The 23,721-nt window shown below is 75.2% G+C and carries 21 protein-coding genes; 11 read left to right on the plus strand and 10 right to left on the minus strand.

Translation table 11 applies throughout. From position 1 onward, the window contains the following. The first annotated feature begins 13 nt into the window (after positions 1-13). Complete coding sequence (locus JE024_RS27665; RefSeq protein ID WP_205376181.1) at positions 14-1,099, plus strand: S1 family peptidase; 1,086 nt, start codon at positions 14-16, stop codon at positions 1,097-1,099. A 294-nt stretch (positions 1,100-1,393) separates the two neighbouring features. On the opposite strand, the gene JE024_RS27670 is transcribed toward JE024_RS27665, so the two are convergent. After that, a complete protein-coding gene (locus JE024_RS27670; RefSeq protein ID WP_244883095.1) occupies positions 1,394-2,521 on the minus strand; it encodes an ABC transporter permease in 1,128 nt (375 codons plus the stop codon). 163 nt (positions 2,522-2,684) lie between these two features. Here JE024_RS27670 and JE024_RS27675 point away from each other — a divergent pair, with 163 nt between their 5' ends. The 3 genes from JE024_RS27675 (at position 2,685) to JE024_RS27685 (ending at position 8,357) form a co-directional block, all read left to right on the plus strand. Further along, positions 2,685-6,281, plus strand: a complete 3,597-nt coding sequence (locus JE024_RS27675) for a DNA polymerase III subunit alpha (RefSeq protein ID WP_205376182.1) — start codon at positions 2,685-2,687, stop codon at positions 6,279-6,281. Beyond that, positions 6,278-7,243 (plus strand): DNA polymerase Y family protein, encoded by a 966-nt coding sequence (locus JE024_RS27680; RefSeq protein WP_205376183.1) that lies wholly within the window; start codon positions 6,278-6,280, stop codon positions 7,241-7,243. Before JE024_RS27675 ends, JE024_RS27680 begins: the two co-directional genes overlap by 4 nt. A gap of 244 nt (positions 7,244-7,487) precedes the next feature. After that, entirely contained in the window at positions 7,488-8,357 is an 870-nt protein-coding gene (locus tag JE024_RS27685; protein ID WP_205376184.1) for an esterase/lipase family protein, read from the plus strand. Between the two features lie 61 nt (positions 8,358-8,418). On the opposite strand, the gene JE024_RS27690 is transcribed toward JE024_RS27685, so the two are convergent. After that, the gene (locus JE024_RS27690) at positions 8,419-9,444 is read right to left on the minus strand and encodes a lytic polysaccharide monooxygenase auxiliary activity family 9 protein (protein WP_205376185.1); all 1,026 of its coding nucleotides are present in this window, start codon (positions 9,442-9,444) and stop codon (positions 8,419-8,421) included. 399 nt (positions 9,445-9,843) lie between these two features. Here JE024_RS27690 and JE024_RS27695 point away from each other — a divergent pair, with 399 nt between their 5' ends. Continuing rightward, on the plus strand, positions 9,844-10,224 hold the full coding sequence (locus JE024_RS27695) for a VOC family protein (RefSeq protein ID WP_205376186.1): 381 nt from the start codon (positions 9,844-9,846) through the stop codon (positions 10,222-10,224). A gap of 52 nt (positions 10,225-10,276) precedes the next feature. Here JE024_RS27695 and JE024_RS27700 read toward each other — a convergent pair whose 3' ends face one another. Beyond that, positions 10,277-10,963 carry a response regulator gene (locus JE024_RS27700; RefSeq protein WP_205376187.1) on the minus strand — a complete coding sequence of 229 codons (687 nt, stop codon included), beginning with the start codon at positions 10,961-10,963 and terminating at the stop codon, positions 10,277-10,279. Positions 10,964-11,094: 131 nt separating this feature from the next. Here JE024_RS27700 and JE024_RS27705 point away from each other — a divergent pair, with 131 nt between their 5' ends. The 3 genes from JE024_RS27705 (at position 11,095) to JE024_RS27715 (ending at position 14,218) form a co-directional block, all read left to right on the plus strand. Next, positions 11,095-12,078 (plus strand): Bug family tripartite tricarboxylate transporter substrate binding protein, encoded by a 984-nt coding sequence (locus tag JE024_RS27705; RefSeq protein WP_205376188.1) that lies wholly within the window; start codon positions 11,095-11,097, stop codon positions 12,076-12,078. A gap of 146 nt (positions 12,079-12,224) precedes the next feature. Next, positions 12,225-12,707 carry a tripartite tricarboxylate transporter TctB family protein gene (locus JE024_RS27710; RefSeq protein WP_244883239.1) on the plus strand — a complete coding sequence of 161 codons (483 nt, stop codon included), beginning with the start codon at positions 12,225-12,227 and terminating at the stop codon, positions 12,705-12,707. A gap of 2 nt (positions 12,708-12,709) precedes the next feature. Then, positions 12,710-14,218 (plus strand): tripartite tricarboxylate transporter permease, encoded by a 1,509-nt coding sequence (locus JE024_RS27715; protein WP_205376190.1) that lies wholly within the window; start codon positions 12,710-12,712, stop codon positions 14,216-14,218. Between the two features lie 185 nt (positions 14,219-14,403). Here the strand turns inward: JE024_RS27715 and JE024_RS27720 are convergent, their stop codons facing one another. Next, positions 14,404-14,895 (minus strand): ribonuclease FAU-1 family protein, encoded by a 492-nt coding sequence (locus JE024_RS27720; RefSeq protein WP_205376191.1) that lies wholly within the window; start codon positions 14,893-14,895, stop codon positions 14,404-14,406. Beyond that, positions 14,876-15,796, minus strand: a complete 921-nt coding sequence (locus JE024_RS27725; protein WP_205376192.1) for a GNAT family N-acetyltransferase — start codon at positions 15,794-15,796, stop codon at positions 14,876-14,878. Before JE024_RS27725 ends, JE024_RS27720 begins: the two co-directional genes overlap by 20 nt. 70 nt (positions 15,797-15,866) lie before the next feature. Here JE024_RS27725 and JE024_RS27730 point away from each other — a divergent pair, with 70 nt between their 5' ends. Beyond that, the gene (locus JE024_RS27730; RefSeq protein ID WP_244883096.1) at positions 15,867-16,244 is read left to right on the plus strand and encodes a GntR family transcriptional regulator; all 378 of its coding nucleotides are present in this window, start codon (positions 15,867-15,869) and stop codon (positions 16,242-16,244) included. A 130-nt stretch (positions 16,245-16,374) separates the two neighbouring features. On the opposite strand, the gene JE024_RS27735 is transcribed toward JE024_RS27730, so the two are convergent. Next, positions 16,375-17,469 carry a DUF5925 domain-containing protein gene (locus JE024_RS27735; protein ID WP_205376194.1) on the minus strand — a complete coding sequence of 365 codons (1,095 nt, stop codon included), beginning with the start codon at positions 17,467-17,469 and terminating at the stop codon, positions 16,375-16,377. 237 nt (positions 17,470-17,706) lie between these two features. Between JE024_RS27735 and JE024_RS27740 the strand changes: the two genes are divergently transcribed. Further along, positions 17,707-18,516 (plus strand): SGNH/GDSL hydrolase family protein, encoded by an 810-nt coding sequence (locus tag JE024_RS27740; protein ID WP_205376195.1) that lies wholly within the window; start codon positions 17,707-17,709, stop codon positions 18,514-18,516. Positions 18,517-18,706: 190 nt separating this feature from the next. Here the strand turns inward: JE024_RS27740 and JE024_RS27745 are convergent, their stop codons facing one another. Next, positions 18,707-19,684, minus strand: a complete 978-nt coding sequence (locus JE024_RS27745; protein WP_205376196.1) for a serine/threonine-protein kinase — start codon at positions 19,682-19,684, stop codon at positions 18,707-18,709. Positions 19,685-19,968: 284 nt separating this feature from the next. Between JE024_RS27745 and JE024_RS27750 the strand changes: the two genes are divergently transcribed. Beyond that, on the plus strand, positions 19,969-20,232 hold the full coding sequence (locus tag JE024_RS27750) for a hypothetical protein (protein WP_205376197.1): 264 nt from the start codon (positions 19,969-19,971) through the stop codon (positions 20,230-20,232). A 50-nt stretch (positions 20,233-20,282) separates the two neighbouring features. Here the strand turns inward: JE024_RS27750 and JE024_RS27755 are convergent, their stop codons facing one another. From JE024_RS27755 to JE024_RS27765, 3 genes are all read right to left on the minus strand, one after another. After that, entirely contained in the window at positions 20,283-21,479 is a 1,197-nt protein-coding gene (locus JE024_RS27755) for a CaiB/BaiF CoA transferase family protein (RefSeq protein WP_205376198.1), read from the minus strand. A 105-nt stretch (positions 21,480-21,584) separates the two neighbouring features. After that, positions 21,585-22,889 (minus strand): type ISP restriction/modification enzyme, encoded by a 1,305-nt coding sequence (locus JE024_RS27760; protein ID WP_205376199.1) that lies wholly within the window; start codon positions 22,887-22,889, stop codon positions 21,585-21,587. Positions 22,890-22,953: 64 nt separating this feature from the next. Then, the gene (locus JE024_RS27765; protein ID WP_205376200.1) at positions 22,954-23,706 is read right to left on the minus strand and encodes a GntR family transcriptional regulator; all 753 of its coding nucleotides are present in this window, start codon (positions 23,704-23,706) and stop codon (positions 22,954-22,956) included. Between the last annotated feature and the right edge of the window lie 15 nt (positions 23,707-23,721).

Genomic DNA, 23,721 nt, shown 5'->3' on the forward strand with positions numbered 1-23,721 from the left:
CAGGAGGTCACCTTTGAAGCACCGTCGCATAACCCGGAGGAAGACCGCCGTCGCCGGCGGCGCCGTCGTCGCGCTGCTCGCCGCGGGTTTCACCTTCCAGAGTGCGAACGCCAGTGACAACCCCGAGCAGTTCACGGTCAAGGCGCTCACCGCGCCCGCGGCCGGGACGCTCGCCCTCTCCCTCAAGTCCGACCTCGGCGCCGACGAGGCCGGTTCCTACTACGACACCGAGGCGAAGGCCCTCGTCGTCAACGTCCTCTCCCAGGACGCCGCGACGACCGTGCGCGAGGCGGGCGGCAAGGCCCGGATCGTCCAGCACACGCTGGCCGAACTGACCGGCGCGCGCCAGACGCTCTCCGACAAGGCCACCATCCCCGGCACCTCCTGGGCGACCGACCCGGTCACCAACAAGGTCGTCGTGACGGCCGACCGCACGGTCGCGGGCGCGGAGCTCGCCAAGCTGAAGAAGGTCGTCGACGGCCTCGGCGCCAAGGCCGAGCTGAAGCGCACCGCGGGCGAGTTCACGACCTTCGCCTCGGGCGGCGACGCCATCCACTCCGGCGGCGGCCGCTGCTCCCTCGGCTTCAACGTCGTCAAGGACGGCGAGCCCCACTTCATCACCGCCGGGCACTGCGGCGAGACCGGCAGCGAGTGGTCGGACTCGGCGGGCGGCGCGGCCATCGGCTCGATGGTCGACTCCCAGTTCCCGGGCAACGACTTCGCGCTGGTGAAGTACAGCGGTGACACCGCGCACCCGAGCGAGGTCAACCTCTACAACGGCAGCGCGCAGGCCATCACGTCCGCGGGCGACGCGACGGTCGGCATGCAGGTGCAGCGCAGCGGATCCACCACCCAGGTCCACGACGGCGAGGTCACCGGACTCGACGCGACCGTGAACTACGGCAACGGCGACGTCGTCGAGGGGCTCATCCAGACCTCGGTCTGCGCCGAGCCGGGCGACAGCGGCGGCTCGCTCTTCGCGGGCGAGGTCGCGATCGGTCTCACCTCGGGCGGCAGCGGCGACTGCTCCTCGGGCGGGGAGACGTTCTTCCAGCCGGTGTCGGAGGCGCTCTCGGTGTTCGGCGCGGAGATCGGCTGACGGACGGTGGCCGTACGCAGCCGGTGTCGGAGGCGCTCTCGGTGTTCGGTGCGGAGATCGGCTGACGGACGGTGGCCGTACGCAGCCGGTGACCGAGGCGCTCTCGGTCCCGGGTGCGGAGATCGGCTGACACCGTGACGGCGGGCGGCCGGTGACGAAGGCGCTCGCGGTGCCCGGTCAGGGGATCGGCCGGGCACCGCGGCGCCGGCCGGCCGGCGCCCACGGCGGGACCATGCGGCGGGGCCGCCCCCTTCGAGGGGGCGGCCCCGCCGTCGTCCTGGTGTGCGGGCCGGGTCAGGTCCGGGCGCCGGAGCCGCCGCGGCCCCGCAGCACCGCCAGCGCCAGGGTCACCGCCGCGCCGCCGACCGCCCACGCGGACAGCACCCACATCGGGCCCGCCGCCGCGTTGCCGCGGAAGTACGCGATCGAGCGGGCCGCCCAGGTGCCCGCCCCCGGCGGGAGCGCCGGGCCGATCTCGCGCCAGAACGGCGGGAGCAGCGGATAGGGGTAGGCGCCCCCCGCGCTCGGGTTGCCCGCCACCACGACCACCAGGATCGCCAGGCCGATGCCCACGATTCCGGCCAGTCCCTGGAGGGCCAGGGTCAGCGCGCCGACGGCGAAGACCAGCAGGGTGCCCAGGCCCCACAGGGCCCAGACGCTGCCCGGCAGCGCGTCCAGGACCGGGCCGGCGACCACCGCGCCGAGCAGGCCGGCGGCGATCGAGTACAGCAGCAGGGTGCCCAGTCGGATCAGCGCGCGGGAGCCGTTCGCCGGCCGCGCGCCCGCGCTGATCGCGAGGACCGCCGCGCACAGATAGCCGCCCACGCACCAGCCGACGACCAGGTAGAACGAGGAGAGTCCGCGGGCGTCGCCCGGCGCCTCGGGGATCACGTCCACCACCCGCACCCGCCGCCCCTCGGCCGACTCCGCCTCCGCGACGACCGCGGTGAGCGCCTGGGCGAGCGAGGAGCCCGCCCCGCCGGCGACGAGCAGCCGGTCGGTGGTGACTCGGGGGTCGATGATCAGCGCCCCGTCCACCTCGCGGTTCTCGATCTGCCGCCGCGCGGTCGCCTCGTCGGCTGCCGCCCTGGGGTCGAGCGGCTCGCCGGGCAGCCGGTCCAGCCGGTACACGGACTGATCGGTCACCTGGCCCGAGACGGAGGTCACCGCCAGCGGGATCCGGTGCGGCGTCGGGTCGTGGAAGGCGCCGATGTACGACGTGATGAAGGCGATCTGGAGCGCCAGCACCCCGAGGACGAGGAGGGCCGCCCGGGTGCTCACGGCGCTCCGGACCTCGGTGAGGAAGCCGGTGCGAGGGCCTTGGCGCGGGGCGGCGGGGGAGCCGGTCCCGGAGTCGCCGGGGCCGTCGTCCGGCCCGTCTCCGGGGGTGCCGCCGGGGGGTCCGTCGTATCTCTGAGCCATGCGCCCACGCTCCGTGCGGGGCCGTGTTCCTGCAGGTGGGGCGGGTCCGAATGGCGTACGGACGGGGGCCGGGGAGCCGCGCGGAGATGTATCGTACGAGTGTTCGAAAATGGTCTATGGTGGAGAACGGGGGAGGTGAGACGGACTGATCCAGGAGGCGCGGGTGCCAGGGTTCACGCATCTGCACACCGTTTCCGGGTTCTCCGTGCGCTACGGAGCCTCCCACCCGGAGCGGCTTGCCGAGCGCGCGGCGGAGCGGGGCATGGACGCCCTCGCGCTGACGGACCGCGACACCCTCGCGGGAGCGGTCCGCTTCGCCGAGGCGTGCGCCGGCCACGGGGTGCGCCCCCTGTTCGGGGCCGACCTCGCGGTCGGGGAGCGCGAACGCCGGGACGGGCCCGCCGAGCGTCGGCGCACACCGGTGCGCGGCGGCGCGTTCGTCGACGAGTCCGCGCACCGGGCCGTCTTCCTCGCCCGCGACCGGGGCGGCTGGGCCGACCTGTGCCGCATGATCACCGCGGCCCACGCCGACGCCTCGGGCCGTCCGCTGCTGCCCTGGTCCGACAACCACGGCGACGGCCTCACCGTGCTCCTCGGCCCCTCGTCGGACGTGGGCGCGGCCCTGACCCGGGGCAGGCCCGACCGCGCCGCCGCGCTGCTCGCCCCCTGGCGGGAGCGGTACGGCGACCGGCTGTGCCTGGAGGTCGTGCACCACGGCCGCACCGGCACCGGCCCCGGGTCGCTGCGCCAGGCCGCCCGTACCCTCGGGCTCGCCGCGGAGCAGGGCGTGCGCGCGGTCCTCACCAACGCCGTCCGCTACGCCGACCCCGGGCTGGGCCCGGTCGCCGACGTGCTCGACGCGGCCCGCCGCCTGGTGCCCGTGGACCCGCGCCGAGGACTCGACAGCGGGGAGCGCTGGCTCAAGGACCCGGCGGCCATGGCGCTCACCGCCGAGCGGGTCGCCGAGGCCGCGGGCTTCCGGCGCGACACCGCGCTGCGGCTGCTCGCCATGACCGCCCAGGCGGCCGAGGCCGCCGTCGTCGACCCCGAGGACGACCTGGGGATCGGCAGCGTCCACTTCCCCGAGCCCCGGCTCGTCGGCGCGGAGCGGCGCACGGCGCAGCGGGTGCTGGCCTCCCGCGCCGCCGCCGGCATGGTGCTGCGCGGCTACGACGGGCGCCGCGACTACTGGGAGCGGATGCACCACGAGCTGGACATCATCGCCCACCACGGATTCGCCTCCTACTTCCTGACCGTGGCCCAGGTGGTGCGGGACGTGAAGGACATGGGCGTACGGGTGGCCGCGCGCGGCTCGGGCGCCGGGTCCCTCGTCAACCATCTCCTCGGCATCGCGCACGCCGACCCCGTCGAGCACGGCCTCCTGATGGAACGCTTCCTGTCCAAGCGGCGCCGGGTGCTGCCGGACATCGACATCGACGTGGAGTCGGCCCGCCGGCTCGACGTCTACCGCGCGATCATCGGCCGCTTCGGCGGGGAGCGGGTCGCGACCGTGGCCATGCCCGAGACCTACCGGGTCCGGCACGCGGTGCGGGACGTGGGCGCGGCCCTGTCCATGGACCCGGCGGAGATCGACGAGATCGCCAAGTCCTTCCCGCACATCCGGGCGCGCGACGCCCGTGCCGCCCTCGACGAACTGCCCGAACTGCGAGGGGTCGCCGAGGACCTGAAGAAGCGCGGACGGCTGTGGGACCTGGTCGAGGCGCTGGACGCGCTGCCCCGCGGGGTCGCCATGCACCCCTGCGGCGTGCTGCTCTCCGACGCCTCCCTGCCGACGCGCACCCCGGTGGTGCCCACCAGCGGGGAGGGCTTCCCCATGTCGCAGTTCGACAAGGACGACGTGGAGAAGCTCGGGCTGCTCAAGCTCGACGTGCTCGGGGTGCGGATGCAGTCGGCGATGGCGCACGCGGTCGCCGAGGTGCGCCGGGCCACGGGGGAGGAGCTGGACCTCGACGACCCCGGCCAGGTGCCGCCCGGCGACCCGGAGACCTACCGCCTCATCAAGTCGGCGGAGACGCTGGGGTGTTTCCAGATCGAGTCCCCGGGCCAGCGCGACCTGATCGGCCGGCTCCAGCCGGAGACCTTCCACGACCTGGTCGTCGACATCTCGCTGTTCCGGCCCGGCCCGGTCGCCGCCGACATGGTGCGGCCGTTCATCGAGGCACGCCACGGCCGGGCGCCCGCTCGCTACCCGCACCCCGACCTGAGGGAGGCGCTGGAGGGCACCTACGGCGTGGTCGTCTTCCACGAGCAGATCATCGAGATCGTGGACGTCATGACCGGCTGCGGCCGGGCGGAGGCCGACCGGGTGCGGCGCGGGCTCTCCGACCCCGCGTCGCAGAGCAGGATCAAGGTCTGGTTCGCCGGGCGGGCCGGGGAGCGGGGCTACGCGCCCGACGTGGTCGAACGCACCTGGAAGATCGTCGAGGCCTTCGGCTCGTACGGCTTCTGCAAGGCGCACGCGGTCGCCTTCGCCGTGCCCACCTACCAGTCGGCGTGGCTCAAGGCCCATCACCCGGCCGCCTTCTACGCGGGGCTGCTCACCCACGACCCGGGGATGTACCCGAAGCGCCTGCTGCTGGCGGACGCCCGGCGGCGCGGGGTGCCCGTGCTGCCGCTGGACGTCAACCGGTCCGCGGCCGCCCATCGAATCGAACTGGTGTCTGACGAGGGTCGGGACCGGAGCCGGGACCAGGCCCCGGGGCGGGGCCGGGATCGCGGTCAGGAGCGGGACCAGGTGCCGGGCCGGGATCGGGAGCAGGGGCGGGATCAGGCCCCGGGCCGGGAGCAGGGGCGCTGGGGGCTGCGGCTCGCGCTGTCCGACGTCCACGGCATCAGCGAGGACGAGGCAGCCCGCATCGAGGAGGGGCGGCCGTACTCCTCGCTGCTCGACTTCTGGCAGCGCGCCCGCCCCTCGCGGCCCGTCGCCGAACGGCTCGCCCAGGTCGGCGCGCTCGACGCCTTCGGCGCCAACCGGCGCGACCTGATGCTGCACCTCGCCGAACTCCACCGCGGCGGGCGCTCCACCGCCTCGCGCGGCGGCCAGCTCCCGCTCGACCAGGGCCGGCGGACCGCCCCCGTCGGGCTGCCCGACCTGGGGGACGCCGAGCGGCTCAGCGCCGAACTGGGCGTCCTCGGCATGGACGCGTCCCGCCATCTGATGGGGGACCACCACGCCTTCCTGGCCGAGCTCGGCGCACTCTCCGCGCAGCGGCTGCGCGACGCGCGGCACGGGCAGACCGTGCTGGTCGCCGGCGCCAAGGCGGCCACCCAGACGCCGCCGATCCGGTCCGGCAGGCGCGTCATCTTCACCACGCTCGACGACGGCACCGGCCTGGTCGACCTGGCCTTCTTCGACGACAGCCACGCCGCCTGCGCCCACACCGTCTTCCACTCCTGGCTGCTGCTGGTGCGCGGCGTCGTGCAGCGCCGGGGCCCGCGCAGCCTCAGCGTGGTGGGCGCCGCCGCCTGGAACCTGGCCGAACTGGCCGAACTGCGGCGCACCGGCGGCCTGGACGCGGTCGCCGCCCGCCTCGCCGCACCCGTGCCCCCGGCCGGTTCCGGCGACGGGGAGCCCGGTGGCGGGGAGTCCGGCGGGGGCGGGGCGTCCGGGGACGACGGGCGCCGCATCGAGATGCCCACCGGCTACCGGATGAACCCCTGGGCGGACCTCCAGCCGGCCGGCGACAAGGCCGCCACCGGACGGAAACTGTGGCACCGGAGCCCCGGGAGCGCGGGATGATCCTTCACGTACGGTTCCTGCTGCCGCCGATGTACGAGGCGGCGCTGCCCGCCCTGCTCGCGGTGGCCGAGGACATCAGCCCCGTCGTGCAGGCACTCCCGCCGGACGCCGCGCTCGTCGACGTCCGGGGCGCCGAACGGTACTTCGGGCGGGACACGGTCGGACTCGCCGCCCTGCTGCGGGTGCGGCTGCTCGCCCACTGCGGCGTGGACTGCGTGATCGGCGCCGGGCCCGGCCCGATGATCGCCCGGATGGCGGCGCGCGAGGCGGTGCCCGGCACGACCCGGGTGGTGACGGCGCAGGAGACGGCCGGCTTCCTGGCGGACAAGCCGGTCGCCGCGCTCGACGGCGTGGGCACGGCGACCGCCCGCACGCTCTGCTCCTACGGCCTCGACTCCGCGGGCCGGGTCGCGGCGGCCCCGCTCGCCGTGGTCCAGCGGCTGCTGGGCGTGCGCGCCGGCCGCGAGGTGTGGGAGCGGGCACGCGGGGTCGACCGCACGGCGGTCGTGCCCGACGCGCTCTCGCGGTCGATGGCGGCGGAACGCTCCTTCGACGTCGACGAGCTGGACGGGGACCGGCACCGCAGGGCGCTGCTCTCCCTCGCCGGGGAGCTGGGCGCGCGGATGCGCGGGGAGCGGCAGGTGTGCCGCTCCCTCGCCCTCACCGTGCGCTACGCGGACCGGTCCGTGACCACCCGCACGCGCACGCTGCGCGAGCCGACCGCCCACTCGGCGGCCCTCACCGCGACGGCGTACGCGATGCACGAGTCGCTCGGGCTGCAACGGGCGCGGGTGCGGGGGCTGTCGCTGCGGGCGGAGGGGCTGGTGCCGGCGGAGGGGGCCGCCCGGCAGCTCTCGTTCGACCCGGCCGACGAGCGGGCGCGCCGCCTGGAGGCGGCCGCGGACCGTGCCCGCGCCCGCTTCGGCCCGGGAGCGGTGATCCCGGGCGCGCTGGCGGCGTAGCCGCCGGGGCGGTCCGGCTCGTGGGGAGGGGCGGCTGGGGTGCCGGCTCCGTGCGGGCCCGTGGTCGCGGTACGGCCTGCGGCCGTGCCCCCGATCGCCGGACGGGCTGGAGTCACCCCGCAGAAGCTTTACCGTCACGTAACTTCCCACGCCCGGTTACCCGTGCGTAATTTGGCTGGAGAGTTGTCGTGCGCACCGCAACTTCGGTCATCCCCACTCCCTTGAGCCGCAAGGAGAACGACCGATGCTGCCCTGGAAACGTGCCGTCAGACCGCTGTCAGCGGTGCTGCTGGCGTTCGCCCTCGCCCTCACCCCCGCCGTCACCGCGACCGCCGCACCGACGGCCGCCGCGCCCGCCAGTGGCTGGAACGACTACCGCTGCAAGCCCTCCCAGGCCCACCCCCGGCCCGTCGTCCTCGTCCACGGGACCTTCGGGAACTCCGTCGACAACTGGCTCGTCCTCGCCCCCTACCTGGTGAAGCGCGGCTACTGCGTATTCTCCCTCGACTACGGGCAGCTCCCCGGGGTGCCCTTCTTCCACGGCCTCGGCCCGGTCGAGGAGTCGGCCGCGCAGCTCGATGCCTTCGTCGCCCGGGTCCGCGGGGCCACGGGGGCCGCCGAGGTCGACATCGTCGGCCATTCCCAGGGCGGGATGATGCCCCGTCACTACCTGAAGTTCCTCGGCGGGGCCGCCGAGGTGAACGCCCTCGTCGGCATCGCGCCCAGCAACCACGGCACCACCCTCGGCGGGCTGACCCGGCTGCTGCCGTACTTCCCCGGCGTCGCCGGCCTGATCGACGAGCACACCCCCGCCCTCGCCGACCAGGTCGCGGGATCCGCCTTCCTCACCCGGCTCAACCAGGGCGGCGACACCGTCCCCGGCGTGCGCTACACGGTCATCGCCACCCGCTGGGACGAGGTCGTCACGCCCTGGCGCACGCAGTACCTCAGCGGGCCGGACGTCCGGAACGTGCTGCTCCAGGACCTGTGTCCGCTCGACCTCTCCGAGCACGTGGCCATCGGCACCGTCGACGTGATCGCCGCCCACGAGGTGGCCAACGCGCTCGACCCCGCCAACGCCCGCCGGACGACCTGCGGGTCCGTCCTCGGCTGACCCCCGCACGCGACGGGGCCGCCGCACACCCCCGGGGGTGTGCGGCGGCCCTCCGTCCAGGTCAGCGGCCGTGACGCCCGCCGGCCGCCGCCGTCCGGCGCCGGCCGAGACCGAACAGCGCCGCGGCGCCGATCGCGAGCGCGGCGGCGCCGCCGGCCGCCAGGTACGCCGTGCTGCCGTCACCACCCGTCTCGGCGAGGTTCACGTCGTTGCCGGCGGTCCCGGGAGCCGCCGCCGGGGACGGGGAAGCGGCCTCGGCCGCCTCGGGCGCGTTCGCCCCGCCGGCCGCCTCCGGGGCCGCCGCCTGCGCCGGGGTCTCGGCCGGGGCGCTCCCGTGGCCCTCGTGGCCGTCGCCGCCGTGACCGCCGTGGTCCACGGTCGACTTGTCGGCGCCGTCGGCGATCTCCTCGTCCGAGGGGGCCGAGGCGGTGGGCGCGGCGCCGCCGCCGCTGTCCTTGCCGAACACCACGTCGGAGCAGGTGTAGAAGGCCTCGGGGGAGTCCGAGCGCTGCCAGATCGAGTAGATCAGGTGCCGGCCCGTCCGGTTCGGCACGATGCCGGTGAAGGTGTACGAGCCGTTCTCCAGCTTCGGGTCGGTGACCTTCGCGAACGGCTTCTCCTCCAGGTCGGACCAGGCCAGCGGCTTCGACGGGTCGTAGCCCTCCTTGGTCACGTACAGCTCGAAGGTGCCCTTGTGCGGGGCCGTCGCCTTGTAGGTGAAGGTGCGGTTCCCCGCGGTCATCGCGGACGAGGGCCAGTCGGCGCGGGGCAGGTCGAGCCCCTTGTACTTGTCGCGGCCGGCGCTGCACAGCTTGCCGTCCGCGATCAACTGCCGGTGGTTCCCCGCGGCGTTGGCGATGTTGACCTCGTTCCAGTCGTACAGCGGCTGGGTGCCGCCCGCCGCGACGAGCGCCTTGCACGCCGCCGAGACCGGGCTCTCCGGCCCCTCGGCGAAACAGGCGGAGATCCGGCTGACCGGGTCCGTCATCGAGCCGTGCGCGGACGCCGGGACCGTGGCCAGCGAGACCAGCGCGAGCGGCGCGAGACCGAGTGCGGCGACCGTGGCGGCCCTGCGGCGAGCGGTCATGGTGAGGTTCTCCTTCGAAGCGGGGACGGGCGGACGGGCCCGGCACGGGGGCGGCGGCGCGGCCCCCCGTGGAACTGCGGCGGCGACGGCCCCGGACCGGTCCGGCGCAATGCAAGCTAGCCGCTCGCCGACGTGAAATCGCCTGCTGGGAAAGGGGAACGGGCATCCTTATGGTCCCGTTAAGGCGGTCCTAAGAGGGCGCTGAGACTGACCCCGCCCGGGCCCCCGGAACGCCCCCGACGACCCGTTGCCGGCGGCTCCGGCGACCCGCTGACCCCGAGCCCGGCGACCCGTTGCGCCGGCCGCGTCCGGCCCGTCGCCCCGGCCCCGTCCGGCTGCGGGCGACCGGGGCCCGGCCTACGGTGGAGACGGTGTTCCGCGACGAGCCGGGAGCGAGCGATGGCCGGGGAGATCTCCTTCTTCGAACTGGGTGTGGGCGACCCCGACCGGGCGCGCGCCTTCTACGGCGGCCTGTTCGGCTGGGTCTTCGAGGCCGGGACGACCGAGGGCGGCGGCTACGCGATCCGCACCGAGGGCGCCCCCGGCGGCGTGCACGGCGGCGATCCGGGAGCCCGCCCGTACGTCTTCTTCCGTGTCGACGCCATGGACGCCGCGCTCGCCCGGGTGCGCGAACTCGGCGGCCGGGTGGACGAGACGGAGCTCGGCGGCGACGAGGAGACGGTCGCCCGCTTCGGACGCTTCCTCATCTGCGAGGACGACCAGGGATCGGCCTTCGGCCTCCACGAGCCCCCGCCCGCCCCCGGGCCGCCTGCCCCCTGAGCCGCACCCGCCCCCTGGCCCGCCCCCGCACCGTGAGCCCTGCGCCCGTGCCTCAGCCGACCCGGCGGTAGCGGCGCTCGGGGCGGCCCGTCCCCCCGTACCGCAGCGTCACCGCGGCCCGGCCGGTGTCCGCGAAGTACTCCAGATAGCGCCGGGCGCTGACCCGGGACAGCGACAGGGCCTCGGCGCACTCCGTGGCCGACAGGTCGCCCGGATGCTCCCGCAGGATCCGCTCCACCAGCTCCGCCGTGTGCGCGGCCAGCCCCTTCGGCAGCTCCCGGGAACCCGGCGGACGGGCCCCGAAGAGCTGGTCCACGTCCTCCTGGCGCGCTTCGTCCAGGTGCTCCAGCCGGGACCGCAGCGACGCCACATGACGGAGCTGCTCGTGCAGCGCGGCCTGGGTGAAGGGCTTGATCAGATAGTGCAGCGCCCCCGCCCGCAGCGCCGACCGCACCACGGCGGCGTCCCGCGCGGCGGTGATGAACAGGGCGTCCGCGCACCCCCGCCCCGGGTCGGCGGCCTCCGCGGCACGCAGCTCCCGCAGCACCGCGATCCCGTCCATGTCGGGCAGGTAGACGTCGAGCAGCACCAGATCGGGCCGCAGCCGCTCCGCGGCGCGCAGCGCCTCGCCGCCGCTGTGCGCCACCCCGGAGACCGTGAAGCCCTCCGCCTGGGACACATAGCGGCTGTGCAGCTTGGCGACCATGAAGTCGTCGTCGACCACCAGCACCTTCGTCACGCGGACACGCTAGGCGGCGACCACAACGACCACAACGTCCGTTGATTCCGGAAGAGAGACAGCTTCTTAACGTGCGGGCAACATGTGGGCCACCTCACAGGTCCCCACCACCGCTCACGAGAGGCGTACCCGTGCGATTGCGCACCCCCTTCGCCGTGCTCGGGGCCGCTCTGCTGGTGCTCGTCGCGCCCCCGCTGCTCACCACGGGCAGCGGCGACGGCACCGGTACTCGGATCCCCGGACTGCGCATCATGGTCCCCAACACCCCCGGCGGCGGCTACGACATCACCGCCCGCACCGCCGCCAGGAACGCCGAGGACGCCGGACTCAGCCACGGCATCGAGGTGTTCAACCTCCCCGGCGCGGGCGGCACCGTCGGCCTCGCCCGTCTCGCCGGCGAACGGGGCAACGGCAAGCTCGCCATGTCCATGGGCCTCGGGGTGGTGGGCGCGGTGCACACCAACAAGGCGCCCACCACCCTCGCCGACACCACACCGATCGCCCGGCTCACCGAGGAGCAGGACATCGTCGTGGTCGGCAAGGACTCCCCGTACCGGACCATCGACGAGCTGATCGCCGCCTGGAAGGCGGCTCCGGGCAAGCTCCCCGTCGGCGGCGGCTCCTCGCCCGGCGGCCCCGACCACCTCGCGCCCATGCTGATGGCGCAGGCCGCCGGGATAGCCCCCCGCTCCGTGAACTACGTGCCCTTCGACGGCGGCGGCGAACTCCTCGCCTCCATCCTCGGCGACAAGGTCGCCTTCGGCGTCTCCGGCGTCGGCGAGTACCTCGACCAGATCAGGTCCGGCGAACTGCGGCTGCTCGCCGTCACCGGGCCCGAGCGGGTGCCCGGGCTGGACGCGCCCACGCTGCGCGAGGCGGGACTCGACACCGAGTTCACCAACTGGCGCGGCATCGTCGCCCCGCCGGGGCTCTCCGACGGCGAACGCGACCGGCTGGTCGCCCTCGTCACCGAACTGCACGCCTCGAAGGAGTGGCAGGAGTCGCTGCGCACGAACGGCTGGGACGACGCCTTCCTGACCGGCGACAGGTTCGGCGACTTCCTCGCCGAACAGGACCGCAACGTCGACCAGGTGCTGAAGGAGCTGGGCCTGTGAGCACCCCCGAAAACCCCGGGACCCCCGAAAACCCCGGGACCCCCGGGACCCCGGAGGCCCCCGGGGCCTCCGGCACCCCCCGGACTCCCGGGACCCCCGACGCCCCCGGCACCCCCGGCGCCCCGCCGGCCGGGGCCGCCGCCTGGCTGCGCGAGCGCTCCGAACTCGGCGTGGGCCTGCTGCTCGCCCTCATCGGGATCCTCGTCCTCACCGACGCGTTCACCATGGACGTCGACATCGCCCAGCGCGGCCCCGTCGGCCCGCGGACCGTCCCCTTCGTCGTCGGCACCGGCCTCCTGGTCGTGGCCGCCCTGCTCACCGTCGACGTGCTGCGCGGCGGACGCGGGGAGGCCGAGGGCGGCGAGGACGTCGACCTCGCCGAGCCGGGGGACTGGCGCACCGTGCTGCTGCTGGCGGGTGTCTTCCTCGCCTTCGCCGTGCTCATCGGCCCGCTGGGCTTCCCCGTCGCGGGGGCGCTGCTGTTCTGGGGCTCGGCCTTCGCCCTCGGCAGCCGCCACCACCACCGCGACCCGCTGATCGCGGCGGTCCTCGCCGTCGTCACCTATGCCGTCTTCGACCGTCTGCTCGGCGTGCCCCTGCCCGGCGGCCCGCTCATGGGGGTGCTGTAGTGATGGACTCCCTCTCCTCGCTGATCGACGGCTTCGGCACCGCGCTCACCCCGGTGAACCTGCTCTGGGCCGCGCTCGGGGTCCTCCTCGGCACCGCGATCGGCGTCCTGCCCGGCATCGGCCCGGCCATGGCGGTCGCGCTGCTGCTGCCCGTCACCTACGGGCTGGAGCCGACCGGCGCGTTCATCATGTTCGCCGGCATCTACTACGGCGCGATGTTCGGCGGCTCCACCACCTCGATCCTCCTCAACACCCCCGGCGAGAGCGCCGCCGTCGTCGCCGCGCTCGAAGGCAACCCGATGGCCAAGTCGGGGCGCGGCGCGCAGGCGCTCGCCGCCGCGGCCGTCGGCCACTTCGCGGGCGGCATGATCGGCACGATCCTGCTCGTCGTGCTCGCCCCCACCGTCGCGGCCCTCGCCGTGGACATCGGCGCGCCCGACTACTTCGCCATCATGGTGCTCGCGTTCATCGCCGTGACCTCCGTCCTCGGCTCGTCCCGCATCCGCGGTCTCGCCTCGCTGCTCATCGGCCTGACCATCGGTCTCGTCGGCCTCGACCAGATGACCGGGCAGTCCCGGCTCACCTTCGGCTCGCTCCAGCTCGCGGACGGCGTCGACGTCGTCATCGTCGCCGTCGGCCTCTTCGCCATCGGGGAGGCCCTGTGGGTCGCCGCCCATCTGCGGCGCACCACGGGCGAGGCCATCCCCGTCGGACGGCCCTGGCTCGGCCGCGGGGACGTCCGGCGGACGTGGAAGGCCTGGCTGCGCGGACCGGTCATCGGCTTCCCGTTCGGCGCGATCCCGGCGGGCGGCGCCGAGATCCCGACCTTCCTGTCGTACGTCACCGAGAAGCGGCTCTCCCGGCACAAGGACGAGTTCGGCCGCGGTGCGATCGAGGGCGTCGCCGGGCCCGAGTCGGCCGCGTCGGCGTCCGCCGCCGGCACGCTGGTGTCGATGCTGACGCTCGGGCTGCCGACGACCGCGGTCGCCGCCGTCATGCTCGCCGCGTTCCAGCAGTACGGCATCCAGCCGGGACCGCTGCTCTTCGAGCGGGAGCCCGACCTGGTCTGGGGCCTCATCGCCTCCCTGTTCGTCGGCATGGTGCTGCTGCTCGCGCTCAACCTGCCGCTCGCGCCGGTCTGGGCGAAGCTGCTGAGGATCCCCCGGCCGTACCTCTACGCGGGCATCCTCTTCTTCGCCGCGGTCGGCGCGTACGCCGTGGGCGGCGAGGCGCTCGACCTGGTGATCCTGCTCGCCATCGGCGTGCTCGGCCTCGGCATGCGGCGCTACGGACTGCCCGTGCTGCCCGCCGTGATCGGCGTGATCCTCGGCCCGGCCGCCGAGCAGCAGCTCCGGCGGGCGCTCCAGATCAGCGACGGCAGTGTCACCGGGCTCGTCGACACACCGTTCTCGATCACCGTCTACGCCGTGGTCGTCGTGCTGCTGGCGTGGCCGCTGCTGAAGCGGACGCCGCTCCGGAAGGCGCTGTCGCGCCGGGGGAGCGCCGGCTGACCGGCCCGCACCAGGCCGTGAGCACCGGCCGACCGGCCCGGCACACGGCCCGGAACCCGTGAAGGGGCCCGGCACACGGCCCGGAACCCGTGAAGGGGCCCGGCACACCCCAATGTGCCGGGCCCCCGTCATGGCCGGCCCTCGCCGGGCGGGTACCGGGGGCCGTGCGGCCCCCGGCCCCGGGTTCAGGTGGCGAGGAGCCCGGTCAGCCCCTCGCCGCGGGCGAGGAGTTCGAGCCCGTCCAGGGCGCGCACCGCGGCCGCCGCCGCGTCCGGGTCCCGCTCCGCGAGCCCGCTCGCGGCGAACTCGTCCTCGTCCAGCCGCAGCACCTCGCCGCCGTCGGCGGACACCCAGAGGTCGAGGTCCAGGTCCTCCACCACGACCTCGTCGCCGGTGCGCACCGCGGGCCGGGTGATGTCGCAGTACCAGCCCTTGAGGGCGCCCGCGCCGGTGCGCACCTCCTTGACGGCGTACCACCGGTCGCGCCAGTAGTGCTCGGTGAACACGTCGCCCGGCTCGAAGCGCACGAAGCCGAAGTCGCGCACGCCGGGCGCGGCCCACGGCGCGCGGACCACGAGACGGGTGCCGTCGTCGTGGATCAGCCCGGCGGGATAGCGGATCTTGGTCGTGCCGGCCTTCACCAGCCGGACCACCACCTCAGCCGAGGCTCCGGACATGCCGCACCTCCGTGGCGCAGACCTCGTACCCGAACCAGGTGTTGATCGCCAGCATCGGCCCGTTGCCGGTGTCGTTGCTGGTGAACGCGTCCGTGAAGCCCGCGTCGCGGGCGCGCCGCAGCGAGTCCGTCTTCGCCAGCCTGGCGAACCCCTTGCCCCGGTGGGCGCGCACCGTGCCCGTCATCCCGCTGAGGTAGCGGGTGCCGCCGTCGGTCATCGCCGCGGTGAACGCCGCCACCTCGCCGTCCACCACGACCACCGTGGACAGCCCCCGGTCGAGCAGCGGGTGCTCCCAGGTGTGCCGGATCCAGTCGTCGTAGTCGGTGAAGTCCATGGAGATGTCGCCCGGTTCGTCGGACGTGGCCTCCGCGTCCGCCGCGAACATCGGCCGGGGGTCGTCCTCGTAGTCCGCCGCCGTCCGCAGCTCCACCCCGGCCGGCCGTGCCGGGAGCTCCGGGAGGGTGCCCGGCGCCAGGCCCAGGCGCTGGAAGTGCGCCGAACGGAGCGGGCGGTAGCCGTGCCTCCCGGCGAACGCCCGTGCCTCCGGCGTGTCCTGGACCCAGGAGTACAGCGACCGCGCCCCCTCGGCGGCCAGATGCTCCTCCGCCGTGCGGAGCAGCAGTCCGCCCGCGCCCCTGCCCCGGCGGGCGGGGAGCACCACGGGGCTGGCGAAGGAGAGCCCGGGCTCGGACGCGTCGTAGGCGATGCCGCTGTGCGTCATGCCGATGATCTCGCCGTCCTCCTCGGCGACCAGCAGCCGGTACTTCTTCGCGGGGTGTGCGGTCCGCACGTCGAAGAGCACCGCCGCGGCGGTGGTCACGTCGAACGGGAGCGCCGCCCGCCGCACCCGGGTCACGGCCTCGGCGTCCTCGGCGCGGAAGTCGCGCACGATCACAGTCATGGGGTCGCACGCTACGTCCCGCCGCGCGCCCCCGCCTCCCAATTTCCGGGCGGTGGGGGACAATCGGCCCGTGACGCCGAACTTCACCATCGATCCCGGGGGCGCGGACGCGCCGTACGAACAGCTCCGTGCCCAGATCGCCGGCCGGGCGCGCTCGGGCGCCCTCCCGGTCGGGCACCGGCTCCCGACGGTACGGGCGCTGGCGGAGGAGCTGGGCCTCGCCGCCAACACCGTGGCCAAGGCGTACCGGGCGCTGGAGGGCGACGGGGTGATCGAGACCCGGGGGCGCAACGGCACCTTCGTGGCGGCCGCCGGTGACGCGGCGGAGCGCCGGGTGGCCGCCGCGGCGGCCCACTTCGCGGCCGAGGCCCGCCGTCTCGGGGTGGGCGAGGACGCGGCGCGCGGTGCGGTGGAGGACGCGCTGCGGGTGGCGTACGGCAAGGACTGACGCCGCGGGGACGCGGGGGCGCCCCGCGGGGACGAGGCGGCCCCGCGGCGGCGGCGGCGTCGGCGGCAGCGGTGACGGTCCGCGGTCCTCGCGGACCGGCCGTACCGGCGTGGGGCGGCGGCGCGGGCCGTCAGAGGTACAGGCCGGCGTCCGCGCTCGTGCCGGGCGCCGGGACCGACGCCGGTGAGGTGCCCCGGCGCAGCGCGAACAGCTCCGCCAGGGTCGCCCCTTCGCGGCCGACGCCCTGCTCGGTGCCCAGCCAGGACACCGCCTCCGGCCGGGTCAGCGGCCCCACCTCGATACGGGCGAGGCAGCGGCCGGGGCGCACGACCGCGGGGTGGAGGCGTTCGAGGTCCTCGTTGGTGGTGACGCCCACCAGGACGTTGCGCCCCTGGCCGAGCAGACCGTCCGTCAGGTTCAGCAGCCGGGACAGGGCCTGGCCGGCGGTGTGGCGCGCCTCGCCGCGGATCAGTTCGTCGCAGTCCTCCAGCAGGAGCAGCCGCCAGCGGCCCTTCGCCGTCCCCTCGTCCTCGCCGATCGCGATGTCCATGAGGTAGCCGACGTCGTTGAAGAGGCGCTCCGGGTCCAGCACGCAGTCCACCTGGCACCAGTCGCGCCAGGACCGGGCCAGGGTCCGCAGGGCCGAGGTCTTGCCCGTGCCGGGCGGCCCGTGGAGCAGCAGCAGCCGGCCGGCGATGTCGTCGGGCGTCACCTTCATCAGCCGGTCCATCGCCCCGGCCACCGGCGCCGTGTAGTTGGCGCGGATCTCGTCCCAGGTGCCGGCCGCGATCTGCCGGGTGGTGCGGTGCGGGCCGCGCCGGGGCGAGACGTACCAGAAGCCCATGGTCACGTTCTCCGGCTGGGGTTCCGGTTCGTCGGCCGCGCCGTCGGTGGCCTGCTTCAGCACCTTCTCCGCCAGTTCGGAGCTGACCGCCGTCACGGTGACGTCCGCCCCCCGGTTCCACCGGGAGACCAGGACCGTCCAGCCGTCGCCCTCGGCGAGGGTCGCGCTGCGGTCGTCGTCGCGGGCGCTGCGCAGCACGGAGGCGGCGGGCGGCAGCAGTTCCGCGCCCGCTCGGACGCGGTCGATCGTCGAACTGTGCGAGTACGGCTGCTCGCCCGTGGCGAAGCGGCCGAGGAACAGCGCGTCGACGACGTCGGACGGGGAGTCGCTGTCGTCGACGTTCAGCCGGACCGGCAGTGCGTCATGGGGATTCGCGGACATACGGCACATGATCCGGCAGACCGTGCGCCGCCGCACCGTGTTTTGCCCGGAGCGGCATTGGCGGGAACCGGCCCCGGACAGCGCCCGGTTCGGACCGCTTGGCTCCACCTTGGGGGTCCTTGATCCAGGGGTCCCGACAACTCGTCAGTAACATCTTTGGCATGAACACTTCCTGTGCGGTGTGTCCACTGGTACGAAAGTGCCCGCAGAGATCCTGCGCACCGCCTGGGAGGTTCCATGAAGCTGTCCCGTCTCGCGGCACTTTCGTCCTCGATCGTCCTCGGTGCCGTACTCGCCCTCACCGGAGCGGGCACGGCACAGGCCGACACCTCGGCCGCCGCCCTCGACTACGTGGCCGTCGGCGACTCCTACTCCTCCGGTGTGGGAGCGGGCAGTTACGACAGTGCCAGCGGGGACTGCAAGCGCAGCACCCGCGCGTTCCCGAAGCTCTGGGCGGCGGCGAACGCCCCCTCCTCGTTCGCCTTCACCGCCTGCTCGGGCGCCCGCACCAACGATGTGACGGCCAACCAGCTCGGCCCGCTCAGCTCGGCCACCGACCTCGTCTCCGTCACCATCGGCGGCAACGACGCCGGCTTCGCCGACGTGATGACCACCTGTGTGCTCAACTCCGAGTCCACCTGCCTCAACCGGGTCGCGCAGGCCAAGGCCTACGTCGACAGCACCCTGCCCGCGCGCCTCGACTCGGTGTACAACGCGATCCGCGCCAAGGCGCCGTCCGCGCGCGTCGTGGTCCTCGGCTACCCCCGCTTCTACCAGTTGAACGGGAGCTGCGTCGCCGGTCTCAGCGAGGGCGAGCGGACCGCGATCAACGGTGCGTCGGACCACCTGAACGCGGCCCTGGCCAAGCGGGCCGCCAACCACGGCTTCACCTTCGGCAGCGTCGTGGGGACCTTCACCGGCCACGAGATCTGCTCGGGCTCCTCCTGGCTGCACAGCGTCAACTGGCTCAACATCGGGGAGTCCTACCACCCGACCGCGGCCGGCCAGTCGGGCGGCTACCTGCCCGTCCTGAACGCCAACGACTGACGCGCCACCGCACCGCCCCGCACGGCGGCGCCGCAGCCCGCCGGCTCCACGGCGCCGCGTCTCCACAGAACGACAGCACGACAGCACGACAGAACGACAGCGCCACAGCACCGCAGCACCACAGGCCCTGCCCGGCGTCACCCGCCGGGGCAGGGCCGTTCCGTTCCCGGGGCCCGCGGGCGGCCCGTGATCAGCCGCCCGCCAGCACCCACACCAGTGCGGCCAGCGCGACCACCAGCACGGCGATCCCGCCGGCCAGGACGGCCGTGGCGTGCCGGGGCCCCTCCTGGCCGTCCGGGGCTGGGGCGGTGTCCGGCGGGGTGCCGCCGGCGGGCTCCGGGGCCTCGCCGCCCGCCTCCGGCGGCGGGACCGGGGCGGACACCGTCCGCGCCGCGCCGGTCCGCTGTTTGCCGCCCGCGCTCGCCAGCCGCAGCCGGTGCTCCGCCTCGGCGGCCGTCATCCGCTCCGCCGGGTCCTGCCGCAGCAGCCCCTCGATCACCGGCGCCAGCGCCGGGCCCGCCCGGCCGGCCACCGCGGGCCCGTCCCCGGCCGGGTAGCGGCCCTCGACCGCCGTGAACAGCAGCGCCCCCAGCGACCACAGGTCCGACTCCGCGCCCGGCGCGTCCGCCGCGGCGGCGGCGGACGGGCCGAGCGAGCCCGCGGTGCCGGCCGCCGCGGCCATCCCGAAACCGGTCACCAGGATCCGGCCGTCGTTGGCGATCAGCACATTGCCGGGCTTCACGTCCAGATGGGCCACCCCCGAGGCGTGCGCCGCCCGCAGCCCGGCCAGCGCCTCGGCGCCGATGTGCGCCGCCCGCTCCGGCGGCAGCGGGCCCTCGCCCTCCAGCACCTCCGACAGCGCCAGCCCGCGGACCAGCTCCATGACGATCCAGGGCCGGCCGTCGTACGTGGCCACGTCGTGGACGGCCACGACGTTGCGGTGCGAGACGCGGCCGGCCGTCCGGGCGGCGTGCTCCAGCCGCCCGTGGAGCGCGCGGGCCGCCGCGGGGTCGCCGCCCCCGGGGCCGCGGACCTCCTTCACCGCCACGTCCCGCTCCAGCAGTTCGTCGCGGGCGAGCCACGCCACGCCCGTCACCCCCTCGCCGATCCGCCCGATCAGGCGGTAGCGCTCCGCAATTAGCCGGCCCGTACCCGGTGCTCCGCTCATGCCCTGCCCCCTGTCCGTCGTCCTCCCCGCGGGGGCCTCCGGGGCCCCGCGGCATTACCCAACTCGGGCGCGTACGCTGTGCCTTGAGGTGCGGTCAGCCGGTCGCGCCTTCGCGCCGGAACGATCCGGCGGTCCAACTCGCCCTGGAATCACTTGTATTCGGAGAGTAACCGTCAATCTCCGTACAGGTGTGGTGAATCATGCAGGCGGGATACACGGGTGTACCGCCGGGGCGATAGGGTTAACCTGCCCGGGCCGGGTATCTCGTACGGGTGGGGAGTGACATGGATCAGATAACAGTTCGGAGCAGGGCGCGTGTGCCTGCCATCACCTGCGGGAGCGGCGCGACCAGTTCGCGTCTGGACCGTCATCTCGCGGTGCTCGGCGGCCCCGCCGTCCCGCAGCGCGAAGCCGCCGAGGCGACGCTGCTCATGCGCGAGCTGACCTCGCGCGACGTGGCGCACCGGCGCCGGAGCAAGAGCGCCCGGGTCTCGCTGTTCGCCCCGCTGCGCAGGCTGCGCCGGTCCATCCTCGGCAGCCGCGGCTGACCCGACGGCGCACGTCCCACTCCCGGTACACGGCTTTCACGTCGGCACGCTCAGGCGACCACACCGTCCCGGCGCAGCGCGGCAGCGGTCTCTTCCGTCATCCCCAGGGCCCGCAGCAGCGCGTCGGTGTGCTCGCCGAGTGAAGGAATCGCGCCCATCGGCGCCGGGGCCCCGCCCGGCAGCGTGATGGGCGGCAGCAGCGCGCGCAGCGGCCCCGCCGGCGAGTCCACCTCCCGCCAGCGGTCGCGCGCGGCGAGCTGCGGATGCCCGGCCACGTCGTGCACCGTGCTGATCCGTGCGCAGGCGATGCCCGCCGCCTCCAGCCGCTCGACGGCCTCCGCCGCCGTCAGCGGGGCCAGCGCCCCGGCCACCACGGCGTCCGTCCGCTCCCGGTTCGCGGTGCGGGCCCGGTTGGTCGCGAAGTCGGGGTGGCCGGCCAGCTCCGGCCGCCCGATGACCTGTTCCGCAAGCCGCCGCCACTCCCGGTCGTTCTGCACCGACAGCAGCACCTGGCTCCCGTCGGCGGTGCCGTACGCGTCGTAGGGCGCGATCACGGCGTGCGCGAGCCCGGTGCGCGCCGGGGCCTCGCCCCCGTGCATCCCGTGGTGCAGCGGATGCCCCATCCACTCGGCGAGCGAGTCGAGCATCGACACCTCCACCGGCCCGCCGAGCCCGGTCGTGCCCCGCCGCAGCAGCGCGGCCAGCACACCGGAGAACGCGTACATCGCGGCGGCCACGTCGGCGGCCGGCACCCCCGCCTTGACCGCGTGCTCCGGCGTGCCCGTCACCGACACCAGGCCGGCCTCGCACTGGACGAGCATGTCGTAGGCGCGCTTGTGGGCGTAGGGGCCCTCGGGCCCGTAGCCGGAGATGTCGACGGCGACCAGCCGGGGGTGCCGCGCGCAGAGCGCGGCCGCGTCCAGCCCGAGCCGGGCCGCCGCCCCCTGGGCGAGGTTCTGCACGAACACGTCGGCGTCCGCCACCAGCCCGCGCACGATCTCCAGGCCGCGCGGGTCCTTGAGGTCCACGGCGATGGACTCCTTGCCCCGGTTGCACCAGACGAAGTGCGAGGCCAGCCCGCGCGCCGCGGTGTCGTACCCGCGGGCGAAGTCCCCGCCGTCCGGGCGCTCGACCTTGATCACCCGGGCCCCGAGATCGGCGAGCTGCCGGGTGGCGAAGGGCGCGGAGACGGCCTGTTCGACGGCGACGACGGTGATGCCGGCGAGCGGCAGCGGCTGGTGATCCATGCCGGTCTGCCTATCGCGCGGGACCCCCGCCTGTCACCCCCGCCATGCCCGCCGCACCGGCCGCGCCCGCCGCCCCCGGCCGCCGCACCGGCTCGCCCCCACCCCTCACAGCAGGGCGAACTGGCCGTCCGGGCCCTCCTCGTGGTGGTCCAGGACGGAGGCCGGGCGGCGGGCGGCGGAGGGCACCGGCAGGACGCCCGCCGCGCGCAGCTCGCCGGCCGTGATCCGGGGGCCCTCGCCCAGGGGCGCGAGGCGCGGGCGCAGTTCGGCGAGGAGCGCCAGGACGGTGATCAGCTCCAGCAGTTCGGACGTCCACTCCTGGAGCCAGCCGGCCGGGCGCACCGCCTCCAGCGTGCCCGGTTCCGCCGCCGCCGTGCGCCGGGCGAACCACAGGTCGAGCACCCGGCCGCCGCCCGCCTCGAACTCCCAGGCGCCCGTCGGTACGGGGGAGACACGGCCGCCGTCGCCGATCAGCAGGGCCTCCTCCCCGGGGTCGTACCCGAGCGTGCCGGGCCGCGGCGGCAGCGCCGCCCGGACGTAGGGGCGCCGGCCGCCCGGCAGCTTCGGCCGGGCGCCGCCGTCCGCGCCGCGGAGCAGGATCCCGGTCGCGGTGCGCCCGAGCGCGACGCCCCGCGCCCACAGCGCGGGGTCGGCGGTCAGCGGCACGGCGCACCCGGCGGGCGTGCCGGTCGCGGCCGCCACGCTCCAGCAGAGCAGGTCCTCCGCCGTCACGGGGTGCCCGTAGCGGGCGGCGAGCAGCGCGAGGAGTCCGGGCGCCACATTGGGCTCCTGCCCGCCGGGGCGGCGGTACAGCGGCCGGATCCGCCCCGGGCGGCCCGCCGGTGACCGCCCGTCGGGCAGCAGCGCGGTCACCACCAGGGCGGGACCGGTGTCCCCGGGGACGTGCCCCTGCTCGACGGCGAACCGCTGCCGCCCGTCGCGCACCCGCCACAGTTCGGGCCGGGCGGTGTCGATCAGCCGGTGGTCCGGTATCAGCCACTGCTCGTCGAACGCGCCGTGCAGCACCCGCACCGGCTCCGGGCAGCGGCCCTCCTCGCGGTCGATCCGCCCGGTGCCGCTCGGCTGCCCGGGCAACTGGGCCACCGTGCTGCGCGGGGTACGGGACCGGGTCGGGCGGAAGAGCCTCTCGCGCTCGCCGGGCTCCGCCCCGGTCAGCGCCTGCCAGCGGCCGCGCAGGGAACCGGCGTCGGGCGCCATCACCCAGTCGCGGCCGAGCCGCAGCGGGGCCACGGACCACGGCATCAGGTCGTCGAGCAGCGGCACGTCCCCGGGCGCCCGCGGGCGCCCCCGGGGTGCCGCCGCCCGCCGCCCGGCCGCCGCGCCGGGGGGCTGCCCGGCCTCGGGCGGGGACGTCGGATCGGACGGGATACGTGCGGTCACCGTCCGCATGCTACGGAAACGCCCCCGCCGTCCGCACCGGTGCGCCCCGCCGGCGGACGCGCCCCCGCGGGGCTCAGTCCGCCGCGTCCACGGTCACCGAGAAGGAGAACCGGTCGCCCCGGTAGCGGATCCGGGCCACGTCGACCACCCGGCCGTCGGCGTCGTAGGTGACGCCCGTGTAGTGGAGGATCGGGCTGAGCAGCGGGACGGAGAGGAGCCGGGCCGTCTCCGGGTCGGCGAGGCGGGCCTCGACGGTGTCCGTGATCCGGCTGATGCGGATGCCGAGCGCGTCCCGCAGCACCTTCGTCATCGGCCAGCGCTCCAGGTCCGCGAGGTCGACGCGGGCCGCGAGCTCGGGACGCAGCGCGTTCTCCGCCCAGTTGGTCGGTTCGCCGGTGTCGCCGTCGCGGCGCAGCCGCCGGAAGACGACGACCTCCGCGGTGTCCGGGAAGTGCTCCGCCAGATCGCCGGGGACCGGCTGCGGGCCGTGGCCGAGGACGGTGGTGCGCTCGCCGGACTGCTGGGCGACGATCGCGTCGATCGACCCCAGCAGCCTGCGGGGCGCGCCCCGGCGCGCCCCCGGCTCGATGAAGGTGCCGCGCCGCCGGTGGCGGCTGATCAGACCTTCCTCCTCCAGCTCCTTGAGCGCCTGGCGCATGGTCAGGACGCTCACCCCGTAGTGCTGGGCGAGCTGCTCCTCGGTGGGCAGCCGCAGGGACGCCTCGGGCGCTCGGCCCAGTATCGAGGCGCGCAGCGACTGCGAGACCTGGTACCACAGCGGCAGCTTGCGGTTCAGGACCAGCGAGTCGGGGGCGAAGGAGGTCACGGCATCTCCGTACAC

This window comes from Streptomyces zhihengii (assembly GCF_016919245.1).
GTDB lineage: Bacteria > Actinomycetota > Actinomycetes > Streptomycetales > Streptomycetaceae > Streptomyces > Streptomyces zhihengii.

What these genes read in the sequence shown, in the direction of transcription:
- JE024_RS27670 (WP_244883095.1), bottom strand. Translation starts at nt 2,521, where the DNA reads ATGGCTCAGAGATACGACGGACCCCCCGGCGGCACCCCCGGAGACGGG.
- JE024_RS27680 (WP_205376183.1), top strand. Translation starts at nt 6,278, where the DNA reads ATGATCCTTCACGTACGGTTCCTGCTGCCGCCGATGTACGAGGCGGCG.
- JE024_RS27685 (WP_205376184.1), top strand. Translation starts at nt 7,488, where the DNA reads ATGCTGCCCTGGAAACGTGCCGTCAGACCGCTGTCAGCGGTGCTGCTG.
- JE024_RS27690 (WP_205376185.1), bottom strand. Translation starts at nt 9,444, where the DNA reads ATGACCGCTCGCCGCAGGGCCGCCACGGTCGCCGCACTCGGTCTCGCG.
- JE024_RS27695 (WP_205376186.1), top strand. Translation starts at nt 9,844, where the DNA reads ATGGCCGGGGAGATCTCCTTCTTCGAACTGGGTGTGGGCGACCCCGAC.
- JE024_RS27715 (WP_205376190.1), top strand. Translation starts at nt 12,710, where the DNA reads ATGGACTCCCTCTCCTCGCTGATCGACGGCTTCGGCACCGCGCTCACC.
- JE024_RS27720 (WP_205376191.1), bottom strand. Translation starts at nt 14,895, where the DNA reads ATGTCCGGAGCCTCGGCTGAGGTGGTGGTCCGGCTGGTGAAGGCCGGC.
- JE024_RS27725 (WP_205376192.1), bottom strand. Translation starts at nt 15,796, where the DNA reads ATGACTGTGATCGTGCGCGACTTCCGCGCCGAGGACGCCGAGGCCGTG.
- JE024_RS27735 (WP_205376194.1), bottom strand. Translation starts at nt 17,469, where the DNA reads ATGTCCGCGAATCCCCATGACGCACTGCCGGTCCGGCTGAACGTCGAC.
- JE024_RS27740 (WP_205376195.1), top strand. Translation starts at nt 17,707, where the DNA reads ATGAAGCTGTCCCGTCTCGCGGCACTTTCGTCCTCGATCGTCCTCGGT.
- JE024_RS27745 (WP_205376196.1), bottom strand. Translation starts at nt 19,684, where the DNA reads ATGAGCGGAGCACCGGGTACGGGCCGGCTAATTGCGGAGCGCTACCGC.
- JE024_RS27750 (WP_205376197.1), top strand. Translation starts at nt 19,969, where the DNA reads ATGGATCAGATAACAGTTCGGAGCAGGGCGCGTGTGCCTGCCATCACC.
- JE024_RS27755 (WP_205376198.1), bottom strand. Translation starts at nt 21,479, where the DNA reads ATGGATCACCAGCCGCTGCCGCTCGCCGGCATCACCGTCGTCGCCGTC.
- JE024_RS27760 (WP_205376199.1), bottom strand. Translation starts at nt 22,889, where the DNA reads ATGCGGACGGTGACCGCACGTATCCCGTCCGATCCGACGTCCCCGCCC.